Raw genomic sequence first — 19,907 nt, 5'->3', positions numbered from 1 at the left:
TGAAATGCACACCACGCACACCATGAATCAGGATACTTTCGATACCTATATCGCTCAAGGCTACAACCGCGTTCCTGTCCGTCGTACCATTCTGGCAGACCTTGATACCCCGTTAAGTGCCTATCTAAAACTCGCTGATGCGCCCTATTCCTACCTGTTCGAGTCCGTACAGGGCGGAGAAAAATGGGGACGTTATTCCATGCTTGGCCTGCCTGCGCAAACCATCATCAAGGTGTTCGGCTTGCAGGTGGAACTGCATCGCGCTAATCAACCCGTGGAAAGTGTAGAGGTTGCTGACCCGCTGACATGGATTACCGAATTTCAGCAGCAATACAACGTACCCGACATCGAAGACTTGCCACGCTTTAATGGCGGGCTGGTCGGCTATTTCGGCTACGAAACCATCCGCTACATCGAGAAAAAGCTGGCGCATGGGCGCGACAAACCCGACCCAATTGGTACACCTGACATCGTGCTGATGGTGTCGGATGAAGTCGTGGTGTTCGACAATTTGCGCGGCGAATTGCACCTCATCGTCCTAGCGGAAACGGGTGGATACAAGCAAGCTCAGCAACGTCTCGACGCGCTCGAACGCCAGTTGCAGGAAGCCCGCCGCCTCTACCAACCCGCCCCCAAAGCGACACAGGTAGACGAAAGCGACTTCATTTCCGGCTTCACCGAAGACGGTTTCAAGCAAGCGGTGTTGGATGCAAAAGAATACATCAAGGCAGGCGACATTATGCAAGTGGTGCTGTCGCAGCGCATGAGCATCCCGTTTGCCGCGCCGCCGCTGGATTTGTACCGTGCCTTGCGCCGCCTCAACCCGTCGCCGTACATGTATTTCCTCAATCTGGGGGATTTCCACATCGTCGGTTCCTCGCCGGAAATTCTGGTGCGCCTCGAAGATGATACCGTGACCGTGCGCCCGATTGCAGGCACACGCCGCCGTGGCGACACCGAACAGCGCGATCAGGAACTCGAAACCGAACTGCTCAACGACCCCAAAGAACTTGCCGAACACCTGATGCTGATCGACCTTGGGCGCAACGATGCCGGGCGCGTCAGCGAAATCGGCTCGGTCAAACTCACCGACAAAATGATCGTGGAACGCTATTCGCACGTCATGCACATCGTTTCCAACGTCACTGGCAAGCTGTTGCCGGGGCTGGATGCGATGGATGTGTTACGCGCTACATTCCCCGCCGGAACCGTCAGCGGTGCGCCGAAAATCCGCGCGATGGAAATCATTGACGAACTCGAACCCGTCAAGCGCGGTGTGTATTCGGGTGCGGTCGGCTATTTGGCGTGGAATGGCAATATGGATACGGCGATTGCCATCCGCACCGCCGTGATAAAAGATGATGTGCTGCATATTCAGGCGGGTGCGGGTGTAGTGTACGATTCTGTGCCGCAATCGGAATGGGATGAGACCATGAACAAAGGGCGGGCGGTATTTCGGGCTGCTAGTGCGGCGTTGTCTGGGCTGAATGGTAAACACAAGTAATGTCTGAACTGGGATTTTAATGTCTGAACTAAGATTTGTAGGATTAAAGGATTACAGGATGAAGAAGGAAGAGAGGAGACTCCCCCTCTTCATCTTGGTAATCCTGTAATCCCAAAAATCCTAGTTCAGACAAAAGAAAACCAGCAGCAGACAAAAAACAATAACAAAGGAACACACAATGCAAACCCTCAACGCGCTGACGCACACGATCATTGGCTCTGCCATGCAAGTTCACAATACACTGGGCAATGGTTTCCAAGAGGTCATTTACCAACGCGCTCTTTCACTTGAAATGCAGCATAGAGGTTTGTCGTTTGAGCGCGAAAAGGAAATGAGCATTCACTACCGTGCCGTACAAATTGGAACGCGCCGTGTTGATTTTTTTGTGGAAAACAGCGTGATGGTTGAACTCAAAGCCCTCACCATGCTAGAAGACGTGCACCTTGCGCAAGCCATCAACTACCTCGAAGCCTATCAACTGCCCACGGGGTTACTGATCAACTTCGGTGCGAAAAGTTTGCAATACAAGCGGGTGTATAATACTAGAATGTCTGAACTGAGATTTGCAGGATTAAAGGATTAGCAGGATGAAGAAAAGAGGAGAGATTCCCCTCTTCATCTTGGTAATCTTGTCATCCCAAAAATCCCAGTTCAAGACAAAAAGACAGCCATACAATCCCAACGACAACGTGGATTCAGAAAACGCTATGAAACTCTTAATGGTCGACAATTACGACAGCTTTACCTACAACCTCGTGCAATACTTCGGCGAACTGGGTGCGGATGTGCAGGTGGTGCGCAACGACGAAATCCCCGTCGAAGCGATTGACGACATTGCCCCCGACAAAATCGTGCTGTCTCCAGGGCCTTGCACACCAACGGAAGCGGGTATTTCCATCCCCACCCTGCTGCGCTTTGCGGGAAAAATCCCCATCTTGGGCGTATGCCTTGGGCATCAATCCATCGGGCAAGCGTTCGGCGGCAAGATCATCCGTGCCAAGGAAATCATGCACGGCAAGACTTCGATGATTCACCACAAAGGCGTGGGTGTTTTTAGGGACTTGCCCAATCCGCTGGAAGCCACCCGCTACCATTCGTTGGTGATCGAACAGGAAACCATTCCCGACTGTCTGGAAATTACCGCCTGGACAGAAACCGCCGATGGCAAGCTCGATGAAATCATGGGCGTGCGCCACAAAACGCTGCCGGTGGAAGGCGTGCAATTCCACCCCGAATCCATTCTCACCCAATACGGGCATGACATGTTGCGGAATTTCTTGGATGGCAAATAAAGATATTATGACGGCTGAACCCGCTACCCTCCTGCGTCGCCTCGGCGCAATCATTTACGACACCGTACTCGCGGGTTTCAGCGTGGTGATTGCCGCTGCGATTCCCGCTTACGCTGTCACTGCATTAACCGGCGCAAAAATACCGGATGCCATCATGTTGTTAGTATACGCCGCCATGACCTACGGCTTTTTCGGCTGGTTCTGGACGCACGGCGGGCAAACGCTGGGAATGCGAGCATGGAAGCTGCGCGTTGTTACCCCCGATGGACAAGCGATCAATTGGCAGCAAGCGCGTTCCCGTTGCCTGTGGGCATTGCTCAGTTGGGCAACGCTGGGGGCTGGTTTTTTGATTTCGCTATTCGACCCTGAAAAGCTGACGTGGCATGACCGTTTTTCAGACACACGTCTCGTGCGCATCCACAAAAAATAATCACGCCGCAGGCTTGGGTATCACAAATCCCAAATTGTGTACCGAAAACGCTCCCAACTTGCGGTCACTGAAAAAACATTCCAAGGTCTTGCGCACCGACGGAAACGCCAACTCGCCCCACGGGATTTCATGCTCGTGGAACAAGCGCGTTTCCAGACTTTCCACCCCCGGCGAAAAGTCGTCTGACACCAATTCGCAGCGATACAGCATGTACACCTGATTGATGTGCGGAATGCTAATCACCGTATACAGCCGCAAATCCCGTAGCGTCGCATTCGCCTCTTCACGCGCTTCGCGGGCAGCGGCTTGATCGGTGGTTTCACCGTTTTCCATGAATCCCGCTGGCAGCGACCACAAACCGTAACGCGGTGCAATCGCCCGCCGACACAACAACACCTGTTCGCCCCACACCGGCAATGCCCCCGCTACAATTTTCGGGTTTTGGTAATGAATCACCCCGCAGGCATCGCACACAAAACGCAGGCGATCGTCGTGTTCAGGGATTTTTAAACTCACGGTTGCGCCGCAATCGCTGCAATAATTCATGTTTTCTCCCAAAATAATGCTATCCTAGCCTGCTTCATTTTCTGCTGTACTGTTTATACCATGAAACCCGTCCTCGCACTGATTGGTCGCCCCAATGTAGGCAAATCCACCCTATTCAACCGCTTAACCCGTTCGCGTGACGCGCTCGTTGCCGATTTCCCCGGCTTGACCCGTGACCGCAAATACGGCACTGGCGAACTCAACGGACGCAGCTACCTGCTGATCGACACCGGTGGTTTGAGCGGTGAAGAAGTCGGCATCGACGAACACATGGCGAAACAAACCCGCGCCGCGATGCAGGAAGCCGATGCCATTCTATTCATCGTCGATGGCAAGCAAGGGCTAACCGCAGCCGACCAACAGATTGCGCAAGACATTCGTGTGATGGGTAAGCCAGTTTACCTGCTCGTCAATAAAATCGACGGGGTGGATGCGGATCAAGCCTCCTCCGAATTTTACGCGCTCGGCTTTACCGAAGTGTTCCAAATTGCAGCGGTGCAAGGACGCGGCGTAACCGTGCTGATGACAGCGGTACTCGATTCACTCGGCGCGGATTTCGACGACGCGGAAGAAGAGGAAGACGATGGCAGTATCCGCATCGCCTTCGTGGGTCGCCCGAATGTGGGCAAATCGACCCTGATCAACCGCATTATGGGCGAAGAGCGCGTGATTGCGTTCGACCAACCGGGCACGACCCGCGACAGCATTTTCATTCCGTTTGAACGCGATGGGCAAGCCTACACCCTGATCGACACCGCTGGGGTACGTCGCCGCAGCCGCGTGGATGAAACCATTGAAAAGTTCAGCATTATCAAAACGCTGGATGCGATTCAACGTTGCCATGTCGTCATTATGCTGGTGGACGCGCATGACAGCATCACCGACCAAGATGCCCACTTGCTGGGGCTGATTTTGGATGCGGGCAAAGCCTTGGTGCTGGCAGTGAACAAATGGGATGGCATGGAATCCGACGACCGCGAGTGGATCAAGCAACAGCTTGAAGTCAAATTGCCGTTCCTCGATTTCGCCGAAAAGTATTTCATCTCCGCGCTGCACGGCTCTAACGTCGGCTTGCTGTATACCGCCGTGAAACGCGCTTACGATTCCGCCATGCTCAAAGTGCCTACACCACGCTTGACGCGCATTCTGGAAATGGCTGTGCAACAACATCAGCCGCCACTGACCCGTGGGCAACGCATCAAATTGCGCTACGCTCACCAAGGTGGCAGCAACCCGTTCCGCGTCATTATTCACGGCAACCGTACCGATTACGTGCCGGATATGTACACGCGCTACCTGACCAACTATTTCCACAAAACCCTGAAATTAGCCGGCAGTCAGGTGCGGATTGAATACAAAGGCGGCGAAAATCCGTATGAAGGCAAGCGCAATACGCTGACACCGCGTCAGGAACACACCAAAAAACGGCAAGCGGCGCGAATTCACAAGATTAAGAAGAGCGAGAAGAAAAAGAAGTAAGACCCCCTTCCCCAGCCCTTCCCCCGCAAGGGGGGCAGGGAGTAAGAGTTAGTCTAGCAATAATTTGAGCGAGACTAGCAACGATACGGTTACTAGGATAGGGCGGATCAGGCGCGTGCCGTGCTTGACCGCCATGTGCGAACCGAGGTAACTGCCGATCACCTGCCCTATTCCCATCACCAAACCTGCCAACCAGACGATATGCCCTGAAAGCGCGAAAAACAGCAGCGATGCAATATTGCTGGTGAAATTCAGCAGTTTGGTATTACCGGTGGCTTTTGGCAAACCAAAACCCAACAACGCCACATAGCCCATCGTGAAAAACGTGCCTGCGCCGGGACCAAAAAAGCCGTCGTAAAAACCTGCCCCAACGCCGACGGTCATTGCAAACGTTTTGGGTGAAATCACTTGGTGTTTATCCGCATCGCTGATTTTCGGTGAGAATAAGAAATACAGCGCGAATAAGATCAGTAATACCGGAATGGCTTTTTCCAACAGGCTGGAGTCAATTTGTTGCACCAGCAATGTGCCGCCGACTGAGCCGAGGAAGGTGAGCGCGATTACCAGCTTTTGCCCTTTGACATCGACCAAGCCGTGGCGGGTGTAGTTGAGCGCGGCGGTGGATGAGCCGAAACTGGCTTGCAATTTGTTGGTCGCCAGCGTTTCCAATGGGGTGAAACCTGCCCACAGCAAAGCGGGGATGCAGATTAGTCCACCGCCGCCACCGATGGAATCGACCCATCCAGCGATAATGGCGATGATGAACAGGGCTAAGAGTAATTCCATGAAAATTTTGCCTATTTTTTGTCAGTGAAATTAATCCTATTTGACGCTAACACCAATCACGCCACTTCCACCACAAACCCCACAATATTCCGATCCACCCGACAAAAATCTACCCCAATCAAATAGATCGGCTGATTCAAATGGCGGTATTTATCCGCATACCGCCGTTCTTTCAACTGCTGTATCGCCTCGCCTTTCGGTGTCAACTCGACCACCTTAAATTCAAAAATATACACCCGCCCATTAAATTTCAGCGTCATATCCGTCCGCCCGTGATTCGTCGCATCCTCGACAATCACATCCAACCCCAACGCGGCGAAATACGAATAAAACACGCTGGCATAATAGCCTTCATAGTGTTGAATATCATTATTGGTATACCAGTGATAAGGAATGCTGGCAAAGAAACTGTGGAACAGCGTCTTTAACCCCTGCAAATCATTCGCTTCTAACAAGGTATACAATTGCAAACCCTGCTCCACCTGCGCACTTTGGTCTTGCACCAGCATACTCAACAGGCTTTCATTCAGGCTTTGGTATACTTCTTTATTCGGATACCCCAAGCGATACAAGGTTTGGCTACCAATACGTTTTACCTCATGAATGGTTAAATAACCGCTCTGAAACAATAATGCTTCAATGGCAATATGCCCAATATCAAAACTCGACAACATCGCACTGTTACTGAGCATACTCGTCAATTTAATCGAAGTCACTTGACGTTTAAACAACGTCTCCACCAAAAAAGTTGGCGTGCCCGTTTCAAACCAGTAATTTTTAAATTCACGGCTTTTAAACAACTGCAAAATATCAAAGGGGTTATAAACGCCTTCACCCAGCCAATTGTAACCATTATACCACTCACGAATAGCCTGCCTATCCAACCCCGCCAACTCTGGCGCAAACACGTTATCAATATCCTGATCGGTATAACCACAAATAGCTGAAAACTCAGGCTCTAAGGTAATGTCATACAAATTATTTAACCCAGAAAACAAACTCACTTTAGAAAACTTGCTCACGCCAGTCAGAAAGCTGAATTTTATGTACGCATCGTAGTCTTTAATGATCCCATAAAAACCCCGCAGAAAATCGCGATTGATTTTGGCAATCTCAGGATAATCCAACGCATCCAAAATCGGTTTGTCGTATTCATCAATCAGAATCACCACTGGCAAAGCGGTTTGCTGCTGCACTTGCACAATCAAATCGGCAAAACGCCCGCCGATGTCCTCAAATTGCCGCGAGATGCCGAAATGTTGCTCTAAATGGCGCAGTTGGGTGTTGAGCGTATTGGGCAAACCTTGGGTATCGGTGAATTTTCCACTGCCAAAGCTAAACCGCAACACCGGATAGTGAATGCTCCAATCCCATTGATGTTGTGCGGCTAACCCCTGAAACAAGGCTTCGTTACCTTCAAACAGCTCTTTTAGCGTATCCAAAAATAGACTTTTGCCAAAACGACGTGGACGCGACAGGAAATAGTGCTTACCGCCATTAATCAGTTGCAGCGCCAAGGCAGTTTTGTCCACGTAATAGTGATTTTTTTCCCGAATTTCACGGAAAGTCTGAATGCCAATGGGGAGTTTTTTGCGTGCAGTCATGGCGTTTGGCTTGCTATTATCCGAAGGTATCAGCATAGCACAGGATTCTAAACGCACAATTGCTATGGAATAAACACTTTTCCTGTCCTTGTATGGCAGTATGTGTGCCATGTAGCGCTGCCGCTAAACTTCCACACTGCTTGCACAATCTGGGCGTAGAATCCGCCCACATTGGGACAAAGGACAACCTGCACACATGAAAAAAATCATCCTCCCCCTGCTGGTCATTGCTATTGGTGTCGGCTTGGGCAAATTTCTGATTGCCACCGGCCCCGAAGCCGAAAAACAGCCGCAGGAAACCCGCCCCACCGTGGTCGAAGCGCAAGCCCTCGCATTGCAAGATTACCGCGTCAACGTCAGCGCCTCCGGTATTGTCAAAGCGCAAACCCAAACCAACTTGGTGGCGGAAGTCTCCGGTAAAGTGTTGGAAATTTCCCCCAACTTTCAGGATGGCGGCTATTTTGATAAAGGCGCACCCTTGCTGAAATTGGATGCCGACAATTACGCCAACGCCATTACCATTGCGGAAGGTGACTTGGCACAAAAGCAGCTTGCCCTGAAAGAACAAGAAGCCCAAGCACAACTGGCGCAACAAGACTGGCGCTTGCTGGAAAGTAGCAAAAATCGCACCCAAAGCGACCTTGCCGCCCGCCGCCCGCACATTGCCGCCGCGCAAGCCGCGATTGCCGCCGCCGAAGCCAAACTCCAGCAAGAAAAACTCAACCTCAGCCGCACCCGCATTACTGCCCCTTACAGCGGGCGCGTGCAAGAAAAGCGTGTTGAAGTCGGGCAATACGTCACCCCCGGCACGGTGTTGGGCGTGATCTACGCCACCGATGCAGTGGAAGTGCATTTACCGCTCTCACTGGCACAGTATGACTTGTTGGGAATGCCCGAAGCCTTCCGCGACAAAGCCGCCGACCCTGCCGCGATGCCAACCGTCGAATTCCGCCCCAGCAATGGCAACCGTAGCGATGTCTGGCAAGGGCAAGTGGTACGCAGCAGCGCCGCACTCGATGAAAAAAGCCGTCAAATCAGCGTGATTGCACAAATCGACCAGCCGTTTATTGCACGGGAAGGCGTATCTGCACCGTTACTCATCGGGCAATACCTCAACGCCAAAATTGCAGGCAAACTGTTCAACAACGTGTATAGCGTGCCCAGTGCGGCGGTGCGCCAAGGCAAAGAAATCCTGCTGCTACGCGATGGCAAAGTCGCCGTACAACCCATTAACGTGGTGTGGAATGCCGAAAAAGAAGTCGTATTTCAGACCGATACCGACCTCAACGGACAGCGCGTGATTATCACACCCCTACCGCTGGCAACCGAGGGTCAAGCCGTGCAAGTGGCAGGCGAAAAGAAGCCGCAAGCTAAGCCAGCAGACCCACCGCAGGAGTCCAAACCATGATCGCTTGGTTCGTCCGCAACCCCGTTGCTGCCAATATCCTGATGGTACTAATCATGGTGCTGGGGACGTATTCCGCCCTCAAACGCATTCCGCTGGAAGTATTCCCCGAATTTGAGCTGGATATTGTCAATATTACCGTCGCCTACCCCGGTGCAACGCCACGCGAAGTCGAAGACGGCATTATCACCCGCGTCGAAGAGGCGATTGCCGACCTGCAAGGCATTACTGAAATCATCAGCGATGCCTCCGAAGGCTCGGCACAAATGCGCGTCGAAATCGACAAACAGCATGACGTGACCGAGCTGGTCAACCAGATCAAAACCCGTGTGGATGGCATTACCAACCGCTTGCCCGCCGATGCCGAACGCCCCGTGGTCGAACAGCTTACGCGCCGCCGCGAAGTCATCAGCGTGATACTCGGCAGCAATGTGCTGTCGGAAACCGAATTGCGCCTGCAAGCCGAAGCCGTGCGCGATGAAATGCTGCGCTTACCGGGCATTACCCAAGCCGATTTGGGCGGAGTACGTCCGTTTGAAATCAGCATTAGCGTGCCGCAAGCCACCTTGCGCCAATACGGGATTACCCTCGACACCATTGCGCAAGCGATCCGCAATGCATCGCGGGATATTCCCGGCGGCACGGTCAAAACCAGTGGCGGCGATATTTTGGTGCGCAGTTTGGGGCAAGCCTACAAACAAGCCGAGTTTGCCAATATCACCGTCATTAGCGGCACGGATGGTTCGCGCATTCGCCTCGGTGATATTGCCAACATCAATGATGGCTTTAACGAAGACGAACTCTATTCCGAATACGACGGGCAAAAAGCGGCATTTATCAACGTCTACCGCATTGGCGACCAGAACGCGATTACCTTAGCCAACACCATCAAAGATTACATTGCGGAACGCCGCGACAGCCTGCCCGCCGGAACCACGCTGGATTATTGGCGCGACAACTCCAAAACCATTAAAGCGCGTTTATCCACCCTCACCTCCAGCGCCATCCAGAGTGCAATTTTGGTGTTTATTGTGCTAACACTGTTTCTGCGAGTGGATTTGGCGTTTTGGATTATGTTGGGAATTCCGATCAGTTTCCTCGGCGCATTGTGGCTAATGCCGGAACTCGGTGTCACCTTAAATCTGGTCAGCATGTTCGCCTTTATTCTGGTGTTGGGGATCGTGGTCGATGATGCCATTGTGACGGGGGAAAATATTTACTCGCACGTCAAACGCCACGATGACCCCATGCGAGCGGCGGTGGAAGGCACGCAGGAAATCACCGTACCGGTCACGTTTGGGGTCATGACAACCGTTGCCGCGTTCACGCCGTTACTAATGATGGCAGGGGATCGGGGGCCGATTTTCGCGCAAATCCCGCTAATCGTGATTCCGGTGCTGCTGTTTTCGCTGATCGAATCCAAGCTGATTCTGCCGGTGCATTTGCGGCATTTACACACACGGCGTGCCGATGAAATCGGCGCATTCACCCGTTTCCAGCGCAAATTTTCACACGGGCTAGAAACGTTTATCGAGCGTGTTTACCGCCCTTCACTCAACGCGGCGCTCAACTGGCGTTATCTGGTCATCAGCGTATTTATTGCGCTATTTATCCTGAGCCTGACCTTACCCATGAGCGGGCGCATGAAATTCACGTTTTTCCCGCGTGTACAAGGCGAGTTTGCCACCGGCACACTGCAAATGCAGGAAGGCACGCCCATTGAAGTGACCACCCGCAACGTTGAACGCATGGCAAACGCTGCCCAGCAATTGCAGGAAAAGTATATCGAACCCACCACTGGCGCGAGCATTATCCAGCATATTCTGGTCACGGTAGGGGCAACGGGTTCATCCGGCAGGCGCGGCGAAAGCGCAGGTAAATCCCATCTTGCCAGCGTCACGTTTGAAATTACTGCCCCCGAAGAACGCAGCCTGGACATCAGCAGCACCGCCTTAACCAATGAATGGCGCAAGCTGATCGGACCGATTCCGGGCGCACAGGAAGTCAGTTTCCGTGCCGAAGTCGCCCAAGGCGGCAGCCCATTAGCGGTGCAATTGCGCGGCAATAACTTCGAGGACATGGCAAAGGTTGCCGACAAAATCAAAGCAAAAATGGCGGAATACGACGGTGTATTCGACATTAAAAACAGCTTTGAAGGCGGCAAACAAGAGGTGCAATTGCGCATCCGCCCCGAAGCTGAACAACTGGGTTTAACCCTTGGCACGGTGGGTACGCAAGTGCGCCACGCGATTTTTGGAGCTGAAGCGCAGCGTATCCAACGCGATCAGTCTGAAGTCAAGGTGATGGTGCGTTACCCCAAGGAGGAACGTTATTCACTTTCCGATTTGCAAAACTTGCTGATTCGTAGCGCGGATGGCGCGGAAATTCCGCTCAGTGAAGTGGCGGACATTACTTTGGGGCAAAGTGCGCCGAAAATTTCGCGGGTCAACCGCCAGCGCGTAATCGACATTACCGCTGACGTGGACAAAGGGCGCATCAATATTCCCAAAGTCGTGGCTGACCTCAAAGCCTGGATGCCGGAAGCGCTCGCCGACTACCCCAGCGTCAGTTACGACATGGAAGGCGAACAGAAAGAGCAGAAGGAGTCAATGGGCAGCCTGATGATGGGCTTGGGTTTTGCGCTAATGGCGATTTATATTTTGCTGGCGATTCCGCTGCAATCGTATACGCAACCGCTGGTGGTGATGAGCGTCATTCCGTTTTCCATCATTGGCGCGTTCGGCGGGCATTTGCTGATGGGCATGGATTTGAGCATTAGCAGCATGTTTGGCTTGCTGGCACTGTTTGGAGTGGCGGTAAATGACGCGCTGGTAATGGTGGATCGCATCAACCAAAAGCTCAAAGACGGTTTAGCCGTGGTGGATGCAGTGCGTGAAGCGGGTGTGGCACGTTTCCGCCCGATTTTGCTGACGTCGCTGACCACGTTTGCGGGGATGACACCGCTGATTTTGGACAAAACCACGCAAGCGCAATTCCTGATTCCGATGGCGGTCACGCTGGGGTTCGGGATTTTGTTTGCGACATTTTTGGCGCTGTATTTAGTGCCAGCCTTGTATTTAATGGGGGGCGATGTGCGCGAATTGCCCGTCAAATTGTTCGGCAAATCTCACAAAATCGCCAACACGTCCGCCAAGGATTCAATGGTGTAATCCGGCTCAAACGGGTGCGCGTCGGCTTCGCGCCGGTAATGGATGGTGGTCATGCCGAAACGCTTGGCCACCGCCAGATTTTCGCGGCGGTCGTCGATGAAGGCGATGTGTTCACCCCCTACCCCGCTGGCTTTTATCAGCACTTCGTAAATCGCGGGTTCGGGCTTTTGGCACTTGACCGCGCCGCTGATAATGCGCGGCTCGAAACGTTCGCTGAAGGCAAACCGCGCTTCCAACATGTCACCCCATTCCGCCCCCAAATTGGAGAGGATGCCTAGGCGGTAACGTTGTGACAGCGCATACGTAACTTCCGCCAAGTCCGCATCCAATTCAAAAAAGTTGAGGAATTGCTGGCGAATCGGCGATTCCAGCGTCAAGCCGATGCCTTTCCAAAACGCCGCTTCGCTAATCTGCCCGCCGGTGTAAGCATCGTAATACGGTTTGACGACGGCCTTGGTCACTGTCGGTGGTAACAATGGCAGCAAACCGTGGGTGACGAGGTGTCCGTCGGAAATCACGACACCAAATAGGTCGAAGGCGATGAGTTTGAGGGTGGGTTGCATGGCTTAGCTCTCGATTATGGGTGACAACGGCGTTATAAGGGCAACACGACGCGCAGCTCTTCGCCGAGTTCGTAAACGTTGACTTCTTTGCCAATTTGCTGCATTTCGCGGTAAATCATCGGGAAACCGCGTCCTAAACGGTCGATGTAGCGCAGGTTATCCATGAACTTCAACAGCACCGGATTGGAAGCATAGGACACGCCCGAACGCAGTTTTTCCACCGTCACGGTATTCGGCAAACGCCCCGGACTGATGCACTCGATGCGGTCATCAAACATGAAAATGCGGATGCGTGAACCGGCAATCGCGTAATTGCGGTGGACACAAGCATTCACCACCATTTCACGCAACACCTTATCGGGCGGCAGTTGGCGGGTATCTTTGCGCTTCATGCCTTCGATGGTGGAGGGGCGCAACAGGTTATTTTTCATCACGGCGACGGCAGCATCCACTTGCTGGGGCAATGTACCAATGATTTCTTGGCGGTCGATCAACTCAGCCGCAATTTCCAAACCGTTAAAGTGGGCAAACATAATCGCCGCTTGTGGCAAATAGCGTGACGGGTTGATCCCGAACATTAGCAAACCGCCAATGGTGGGTTCACCTGTGGGCGCGAGAATATCGGTATTGATCAATAACTGACGGCGGGCAATATCCGCCTCCTTGGAAAACTCAAAGCCGTAGTTGGCGAAATAGCTATCGAGTGCTGCCATATTGAGGTCGTTGATGCTGGCGTTGGCGACTGGCAGGGTGTCGTAATGGAACACGCCGGACATTTGAAATAAGCGCATCAATTCGGCTTGTGTCGCCACACGGTTGGTTGAGCCGACCCGCATCAAGTATTTATCACCCGTTTGGTAAGGCTTGTCGCTGCCTTTGGGAACAGCGACTACCGCAACCCGTGTTGCATTGATCGCTAAGGTTTCGTAAGTCACGGTCAAGGCGGGAATCACGGCAGTGCGGGCGATATTCATCACCCATTCTTCGAGTTGCTCTGAACCGTCGATGCCAAGCACTGTGCCGTCATCCGCCACACCGAGCAGGATTGTACCGCCCGCGCTGTTAGCGAATGCCACCATTTCACGGGCTAAGGCTTCAGGGCGCAGCGGCAATGCCTTGAATTCGACGGCGGCGTTTTCGCCTTGTTGGATGAGGGTTTGGAGTTCTTGAGGGTTCATGTTTGACTCTGATTGCGTTTCATCGTGCTTACTTCGTTAAAGTAAATCATTGTATCTTCACCACATCCAGTTGTTCACTATCGGTCAGTACCACCCATGCGCTGAGTTTGGGCAATGCAGCGATTTCGGGCACAGACAAATAGCCTTGCACTTGCGTGATGCCTTCTTCCCGCTTGGCTTCCCAGCCTTTTACACCCTCGGATTTTTTGGCGTATTTCAGTTCGATCAGATGCTGGTGCGGCACGGCATACGGGCTGCGTTCCAGCAGCAGGATGTCGGGGTAACGGTGATTCATTTCGCGCTCGCTTTGGATGTAATACACCGGCGAATGGTAGAGCAACGTCAACAGCAGGGTTTTGATGTGCTTTTCGTCCATCTTCATGAAGTCGCGATTGGAAAGTACCTGTAGTACACGCTGCATTTCATTCAACAATGGCTGGATGTCGTCTTGCAACGCCAACAGTTCAATGGCTTGCGTCAAAGATTGGTTGGGAATGCTGATCTGGTTGCGGCGTTCCAGTTCCACCTTGAAGTAGTGGAAATAGAGTTCGCGAATCACATGGTTGGGGATGGCAAACACCGTCTGCGTCAGGGTGCTGCCGCTAATGGTCACAAACCCCATGTAAGCCAGCAGGCTGATAAAATCGTCACGGCTGAAATTTTTGTCCAGCTCAAACTTGCGTTGCTGTTGAGCTTTTACCGTGCCAGTCGTGACCAACTCATCCAGCACTTGGTAGTTGGCTTCACGGTCGCCGATGCCAAACAGTGCCATGATTTTGCGGTAATCGGAGGCGATATTCTCGTCCAGCATTTGTTCGGGGTAGCTACAATTTTTTACGTTGAAATTACGTAAGAAATACAGTGTCATGTTGGCGTTGTAGACCGTCTCGCGGGCTTTAGGGTGAAAACGGTAGCCGTTGTACCAGTGCGCCAGGTCGTTCAGCAAAAGCCCCGCATCCAATTGGCAAGTATCCACCAGCGGTTGTATCAGTGCGGCGACTTCGGCTTGGGTGAAACCCATCGCTGCATTAAAGTCCTCATTCAAGGACAAATTCACCCCAATATTGAACCCGCTGGTCATGCTGTCGAGCATCAACGGGGTAACACCTGTGATGAACAAACGGTCTACTGTGCCGCGCTGAGTGGCTGCTTTGATGGTTTCGTAAAAACTGCGCACGAACCCCCCCTTCCCCATCACACTTTGGAACAGATTCGGGTCATCCGCCAGCATTGAGTTGGCGAAATGGTCGTATTCGTCGATCAACAGAAAGATTTTTTGCCCACGGGTCGCACTGAAAAAGGCTTCCATTTTTTCGTAGGAAGAATAGCTTTTATCAACACTGGTGATGGCTGCGGCTGGGTAAGCGTAGCGTTCCAGCGTGCTTTTCAAAGCCACATCGACTTTATGCGTAAACGAACGCTCGACCGATTCCGCGCTATCCGTGGCAATCCCGCTGAACTCCATGAACAGCACCTGATAGCTGCTACGCGTCGGGGTGGGATGTTGCCCGATGTGGAGTTGGGAAAAAATCGCGTCGAAATCTGCTTGGTGTTTTACGTCGTAGTAATACTCCAGTGCCGAGATGAACAAGCTTTTACCGAAACGGCGCGGGCGCAACAGAAAGTGGTACTGCCCGTCGGCTTCTAACGCTGCGATGTAGGCGGTTTTGTCCACATAGACAAAACCTTCAGTGATGACTTTCTTGAAATTGCTCAAGCCGTAGGGGATTTTCATTGTATTTTCACCACATTCAGTTGTTCACTATCGGTCAGCACCACCCACGCGCTGAGTTTGGGCAATGCAGCGATTTCTGGCAATTGCAGATAGCCCTGCACTTGCGTAATCCCCTCTTCCCGCTTCGCATCCCAGCCTTTTACACCCTCAGATTTTTTGGCGTATTTCAGTTCGATCAGATGCTGGTGCGGCACGGCATACGGGCTGCGTTCCAACAGCAGAATGTCGGGGTAACGGTGATTCATTTCGCGCTCGCTTTGGATGAAATACACCGGCGAATGGTAGAGCAGCGTCAGCAGCAGGGTTTTGATGTGCTTTTCGTCCATCTTCATGAAATCGCGGTTGGAAAGCACCTGTAGCACGCGCTGCATTTCATCCATTAACGGCTGAATATTGTCATCGGCAGCCAAGGATGCCACTGCCGATGCTAAGCCACGATTGGGAATCTCAATCTGGTTACGGCGCTCCAGTTCCGCTTTGAAATACTGAAAATACATCTCTTGCATCACATGGTTGGGGATAGCAAACACCTCACCAGCCAATTCTTCGCGTTGCAGCGACACAAACCCCATATAGGCTAACAAGCTGATGAAATCATCCCGGAAAAAGCCTTTGTCGAAATCAAATTTTTCCGCCTGCCGTGCCATGATTTCGCCCGTGTTGAGCAATTCATCCAGCACCTTGTAATTGTCTTCACGGTCGCCGATACCGAACAAGCCCATTAACTTGCCATAGTCGGAGGCAATATTCGCATCCAGCATTTTTTTCGGATAAGCACAGCGTTTTGTGTCGAAATTATCCAGAAAATACAACACCATATTGGCGTTATAAACCGTTTCGGGTGCATCCGCGTGGAAGCGGTAGCCGTTGTACCAACGGGTCACATCCTCCAGCAACACTGAGGCATCCAGATGACAATCGACCGCCAAGGGCTGGAGTAAGTCCGCCACTTCATCCTTGGTAAAACCGACGGCTGCATTGAAGTCTTCTTGTAACGACAGGTTTTTACCAATATTAAACCCACTGGTCAGGCTATCCAGCATGATCGGCGTAACCCCCGTGATGAACAAACGGTCTACCGTGCCGCGCTGAGTGGCTGTTTTAATGGTTTCGTAAAAGCTGCGCACGAAACCACCCTTGCCGACGATACTTTTGAACAGCGGCATATTTTCCGCCAGTATCGAATTGGCAAAATGGTCGTATTCGTCGATCAACAAAAAGACTTTTTGCCCTTCAGTCGCTTTGAAAAACGATTCCATTTTTTCATAGGGGGACAGGCTTTGCGCAACACTGGCGATGGCTTCAGGCGGATAGTAGTAACGTTCAAGGGTGCGTTGCAACGCCAAGTCGACTTTGTGGGTAAACGCACGGTAAACCGATTCCGCGCTATCCGTGGCAATCCCGCTGAACTCCATGAACAGCACCTGATAGCTGCTACGCGTCGGGGTGGGATGTTGCCCGATGTGGAGTTGGGAAAAAATCGCGTCGAAATCTGCTTGGTGTTTTACGTCGTAGTAATACTCCAGTGCCGAGATGAACAAGCTTTTACCGAAACGGCGCGGGCGCAACAGAAAGTGGTACTGCCCGTCGGCTTCTAACGCGGCGATGTAGGCGGTTTTGTCCACATAGACAAAGCCTTCGGTGATGACTTTCTTGAAATTGCTCAAGCCGTAGGGGATTTTCATGGCACGTCCTGCACGGTGGTGATGTGGCAGATGATAGCATATTGCAGTGTAGCGTTTGCTGCGGTGTGCTGCTGTTGTCAAGTCCCGATAAGTAGACACCATCTTGACAGGGTATAACTATTGTCATACCATAGGCAGCATGAAAACAGCAGTATCCATACCCGACCCAATATTCCAAGCAGCAGAAGTTTTTGCTCATCATTTTGGCATTTCCAGAAGTGAGCTTTATGCCAAGGCCATTAAAGAATACATCGCATCAAGAAGATACATTAATGTAACAGAAGAACTTAATAAAATTTATTCAGATGAGTCCTCATATTTAGAGGATGAATTACATTCAATGCAGATCAAGTCCATCCCACGAGAAGAATGGTAATGAAAAGAGGAGAAATATGGTGGGCTTCGCTTGAAGAACCAAGAGGTTCAGAACCGGGTTATAAAAGACCTGTTGTCATCATTTCATCTGACGATTTCAACCAAAGCAGAATACAAACCGTCGTTGTCGCCATCGTGACATCAAATTTACGATTAGCCAATGCTCCGGGTAATATCTCCATATCCAAAAGAGATTCAGAACTTTCAAAAGATTCTGTTATCAATGTTTCACAGATTTTGACTCTTGATAAAGCATTTCTAACCGAGAAAGTAAGCAGACTACCAGACAAAAAAATATTAGCACTTGATGAGAGCTTAAAACTGAGTTTGTCACTTTTCTGAGAACATAAAAAAGCATAATACCCCATGAAACACCCCTACTCCCGAATCTTCCTACTCAGCCACATGCGAGCCTACAGCAGTTTGCTAGGGCATATTATCGGCTCACACCCGCGTATCAATGGCTATTACGAAATGCACCAAAGCTACCTCAGCGACGCTGATTTAGCCCAGCAAATCGCGGATTACAGCCAACACGATAGCTTAAAACCCGACAGTCACTATCAATTTGATAAACTGCTGCACAACGATTATCGACTGAATTTAAGCCTGCCCGCGTTGCAAGATGCTGTCATTTTTATTGCGTTGCGCCAACCTGAGCCAACCATTAAAAGCATCATTAAGTTATTCCGGCAAAAATCCACCGACGATTTGTATGCGCAACCCACAGGCGCAACTAACTATTACCTTGAACGCTTGCAAACCCTGACCGACTTCGCCCAGCAACACCCGCAACGTTATTACTATTTTGATACCGAAAAAGTCTGCACTGACACTGACGGCTTATTAAGCCAGTTACAGCAATGGATAGGCGTGACTGAACCATTATCGCGTGAATACGGCAGCTTTGCCAAAACAGGCGTAGCCGGTGCGGGGGATACCTCACCACTCATTCACACCGGCAAAATATTACCGGATTTTCAGGAAGCGGTGGATGATGTGGAACTGGATGCGACGTTATTGCAACAAGCAGAACAGGCTTATCAAAACAGCCGTGCTTTATTGCTGCACTACGCCAAACAGCATTGCTAATAATCGGCTGTTACGCCTGCACCCCAAACACATACCCCAAATCAATCCCCTGTTTGGCGAACGGGGGAATAAACACCCGCTGGCAATCTTCAACCGCAATACACTCCTTGGAAAACACCACGCGGTAATGCTCTCCCGCCAACTCATAAGCAATCAGGGTTTTATTCTCTGGTGAAATCACCCAATAATAAGGCACTTGGTACACCTGTAAGCGCATCAGGTGCATCACCAAATCCTTGCTTTCATGCCCCGGCGAGGTAATTTCACACACCCAGTCAGGCAAAATATCCACCACACCCTCTGGCGGATTCGGCACACGCGCCTTACGCCATCCGGCAAGGTCATGGGTTGGGCAGTGATGTTCGCTGTAACGCACGCTGATTTCCGTCACGATCCACCAGCCATCTGCACCTTTACGGCGCTTGAAGGGGGAAACTTCATCAGAAAGACCCGATTGCACCTGCGCATGGGCGAATCGCGCCATCGGGCGTTTCACAATTTCACCGCTAATCAACTCAATACGCCCATCGACTGATGAAGTCATTAGCAAGTCATCGACTGTTTGAAATTTTCGTGCTTCCATCCCATACCTCGGCTTATATAATCCTAATAATCGACTTTTTTACGCCCCGATTTAATGTCGCTGTGCTTTTTCTTGCTGTCAAGCCGCTTGAGCCGCGAGCTAAACGTCGGGCGCGTGGCTTTGCGCTTCTTTTGCACTTTGGTCGCATCCGCGATTAATTGTTGCAAGCGTTCAAGCGCGTCCGCCCGGTTTTTTTCCTGACTGTTGTGAGTTTGCGCCTTAATGACCACCACACCATCGCCGGAAATGCGCTGATCAGCGTAGCTCAACAGTTTTTCTTTCCAACTATCCGGCAATGAAGAAGCGCGGATGTCGAAACGCAGGTGAATCGCAGTCGAGACTTTATTGACGTTTTGCCCGCCGAGGCCTTGAGCGCGGATGGGTTGGAAATCAAGTTCTTCGGGCGGGATGATCATGTTGCGCATCCTAATGGGTGATCATTACTAGTGAAAACCAGTATAACGTATAACAAACCCCAGA

19 protein-coding genes are annotated in these 19,907 nt (G+C 51.5%); 10 read left to right on the top strand and 9 right to left on the bottom strand.

Going from position 1 to position 19,907, the window contains the following annotated elements; all coding sequences use genetic code 11:
* The first annotated feature begins 22 nt into the window (after positions 1-22).
* From trpE to QJT81_09140, 4 genes are all read left to right on the top strand, one after another.
* Positions 23-1,504: an anthranilate synthase component I gene (gene trpE / locus QJT81_09155; GenBank protein WGZ96118.1), complete on the top strand. Its 1,482-nt coding sequence runs from the start codon at positions 23-25 to the stop codon at positions 1,502-1,504.
* Between the two features lie 178 nt (positions 1,505-1,682).
* Entirely contained in the window at positions 1,683-2,087 is a 405-nt protein-coding gene (locus QJT81_09150; GenBank protein WGZ96117.1) for a GxxExxY protein, read from the top strand.
* A gap of 124 nt (positions 2,088-2,211) precedes the next feature.
* Positions 2,212-2,796, top strand: coding sequence for an aminodeoxychorismate/anthranilate synthase component II (locus QJT81_09145; protein WGZ96116.1), 585 nt, complete (start codon positions 2,212-2,214; stop codon positions 2,794-2,796).
* Complete coding sequence (locus QJT81_09140) at positions 2,786-3,226, top strand: RDD family protein (GenBank protein ID WGZ96115.1); 441 nt, start codon at positions 2,786-2,788, stop codon at positions 3,224-3,226. The genes QJT81_09145 and QJT81_09140 overlap by 11 nt, the downstream gene beginning before the upstream one ends.
* On the opposite strand, the gene QJT81_09135 is transcribed toward QJT81_09140, so the two are convergent.
* Positions 3,227-3,772, bottom strand: coding sequence for an NUDIX hydrolase (locus QJT81_09135; GenBank protein ID WGZ96114.1), 546 nt, complete (start codon positions 3,770-3,772; stop codon positions 3,227-3,229).
* 60 nt (positions 3,773-3,832) lie between these two features.
* Here QJT81_09135 and der point away from each other — a divergent pair, with 60 nt between their 5' ends.
* On the top strand, positions 3,833-5,251 hold the full coding sequence (gene der / locus QJT81_09130; protein ID WGZ96113.1) for a ribosome biogenesis GTPase Der: 1,419 nt from the start codon (positions 3,833-3,835) through the stop codon (positions 5,249-5,251).
* Positions 5,252-5,299: 48 nt separating this feature from the next.
* On the opposite strand, the gene QJT81_09125 is transcribed toward der, so the two are convergent.
* Positions 5,300-6,037 (bottom strand): TSUP family transporter, encoded by a 738-nt coding sequence (locus tag QJT81_09125; protein ID WGZ96112.1) that lies wholly within the window; start codon positions 6,035-6,037, stop codon positions 5,300-5,302.
* Between the two features lie 56 nt (positions 6,038-6,093).
* Entirely contained in the window at positions 6,094-7,641 is a 1,548-nt protein-coding gene (locus QJT81_09120) for an ATP-binding protein (protein WGZ96111.1), read from the bottom strand.
* Between the two features lie 196 nt (positions 7,642-7,837).
* On the opposite strand from QJT81_09120, the gene QJT81_09115 reads away from it, so the two are divergent.
* Positions 7,838-9,049: an efflux RND transporter periplasmic adaptor subunit gene (locus tag QJT81_09115; GenBank protein ID WGZ96110.1), complete on the top strand. Its 1,212-nt coding sequence runs from the start codon at positions 7,838-7,840 to the stop codon at positions 9,047-9,049.
* Complete coding sequence (locus QJT81_09110; GenBank protein ID WGZ96109.1) at positions 9,046-12,216, top strand: efflux RND transporter permease subunit; 3,171 nt, start codon at positions 9,046-9,048, stop codon at positions 12,214-12,216. Before QJT81_09115 ends, QJT81_09110 begins: the two co-directional genes overlap by 4 nt.
* Here QJT81_09110 and QJT81_09105 read toward each other — a convergent pair.
* From QJT81_09105 to QJT81_09090, 4 genes are read right to left on the bottom strand one after another with little or no spacing between them, the layout of a single operon-like run.
* Entirely contained in the window at positions 12,174-12,779 is a 606-nt protein-coding gene (locus QJT81_09105; protein ID WGZ96108.1) for an HAD-IA family hydrolase, read from the bottom strand. The genes QJT81_09110 and QJT81_09105 overlap by 43 nt on opposite strands.
* 32 nt (positions 12,780-12,811) lie before the next feature.
* A complete protein-coding gene (locus QJT81_09100) occupies positions 12,812-13,957 on the bottom strand; it encodes an ATP-binding protein (GenBank protein WGZ96107.1) in 1,146 nt (381 codons plus the stop codon).
* A 46-nt stretch (positions 13,958-14,003) separates the two neighbouring features.
* On the bottom strand, positions 14,004-15,692 hold the full coding sequence (locus QJT81_09095; GenBank protein WGZ96106.1) for an AAA family ATPase: 1,689 nt from the start codon (positions 15,690-15,692) through the stop codon (positions 14,004-14,006).
* A complete protein-coding gene (locus QJT81_09090; GenBank protein ID WGZ96105.1) occupies positions 15,689-17,377 on the bottom strand; it encodes an AAA family ATPase in 1,689 nt (562 codons plus the stop codon). Before QJT81_09090 ends, QJT81_09095 begins: the two co-directional genes overlap by 4 nt.
* A 139-nt stretch (positions 17,378-17,516) precedes the next feature.
* Between QJT81_09090 and QJT81_09085 the strand changes: the two genes are divergently transcribed.
* From QJT81_09085 to QJT81_09075, 3 genes are read left to right on the top strand one after another with little or no spacing between them, the layout of a single operon-like run.
* Positions 17,517-17,753: a hypothetical protein gene (locus QJT81_09085; protein ID WGZ96104.1), complete on the top strand. Its 237-nt coding sequence runs from the start codon at positions 17,517-17,519 to the stop codon at positions 17,751-17,753.
* Positions 17,753-18,094 carry a type II toxin-antitoxin system PemK/MazF family toxin gene (locus tag QJT81_09080; protein WGZ96103.1) on the top strand — a complete coding sequence of 114 codons (342 nt, stop codon included), beginning with the start codon at positions 17,753-17,755 and terminating at the stop codon, positions 18,092-18,094. Before QJT81_09085 ends, QJT81_09080 begins: the two co-directional genes overlap by 1 nt.
* Before the next feature lie 24 nt (positions 18,095-18,118).
* Positions 18,119-18,844, top strand: coding sequence for a hypothetical protein (locus tag QJT81_09075; GenBank protein ID WGZ96102.1), 726 nt, complete (start codon positions 18,119-18,121; stop codon positions 18,842-18,844).
* A 10-nt stretch (positions 18,845-18,854) separates the two neighbouring features.
* Here the strand turns inward: QJT81_09075 and QJT81_09070 are convergent, their stop codons facing one another.
* Positions 18,855-19,427 carry a Uma2 family endonuclease gene (locus tag QJT81_09070; GenBank protein WGZ96101.1) on the bottom strand — a complete coding sequence of 191 codons (573 nt, stop codon included), beginning with the start codon at positions 19,425-19,427 and terminating at the stop codon, positions 18,855-18,857.
* Positions 19,428-19,450: 23 nt separating this feature from the next.
* Positions 19,451-19,843, bottom strand: coding sequence for an alternative ribosome rescue aminoacyl-tRNA hydrolase ArfB (gene arfB / locus QJT81_09065; GenBank protein WGZ96100.1), 393 nt, complete (start codon positions 19,841-19,843; stop codon positions 19,451-19,453).
* Positions 19,844-19,907: the final 64 nt, after the last annotated feature.

Source organism: Candidatus Thiothrix putei (genome assembly GCA_029972225.1).
Lineage (GTDB): Bacteria > Pseudomonadota > Gammaproteobacteria > Thiotrichales > Thiotrichaceae > Thiothrix > Thiothrix putei.
The sequence above is the reverse complement of the archived record's forward strand: the minus strand, read 5'-3'. Positions and strand labels throughout refer to the sequence as shown.